A 395-nucleotide genomic window follows, 5' to 3' on the forward strand; every position below is an offset into this window, starting at 1 on the left:
CAGCAGGTTGAGGTTGGCACCTGATGCCAGCGTGATGTTGTTGGCCAGGTTGGCCGCGGTCGAAGCATCCAGCGTAGCGCTGGCCCCCACCGTCAGCGCACCGCTGCCGAGCGCGGCGCTGTTGCCGACCACCAGGCCACCGCCGTTGAGCGCCAGGCCGCCGTTGAACAGGTTGGCGCCGCCCAGCGTGAGGATGCCGGTGCCGTTCTTGACCAGGCCGCCGGTACCGGAGATCGCGCCGTCGAACACGCTGTTGCCGTTGCCGCCGAGGATCAGCGACTGCGCGCCCAGAGTGACCGTGGAGCCGGTCACCCCGGCCAACGAACCAATGGTCTGGCTGGCACCGGACGTCGAGATGTCGAAGCCGGTTCCCGCTGCGGTGAGTGTCACTGCAC

At 68.6% G+C, this 395-nt stretch carries 1 protein-coding gene; it reads right to left on the minus strand.

Features of this window, described 5'->3' with window-relative positions; translation table 11 throughout:
• On the minus strand, positions 1–395 hold a 395-nt coding region (locus tag VG556_RS22665), incomplete at both ends, for a hypothetical protein (RefSeq protein ID WP_423180089.1).

Source organism: Stenotrophomonas sp. CASM106, assembly GCF_049384825.1.
GTDB lineage: Bacteria > Pseudomonadota > Gammaproteobacteria > Xanthomonadales > Xanthomonadaceae > Stenotrophomonas > Stenotrophomonas muris.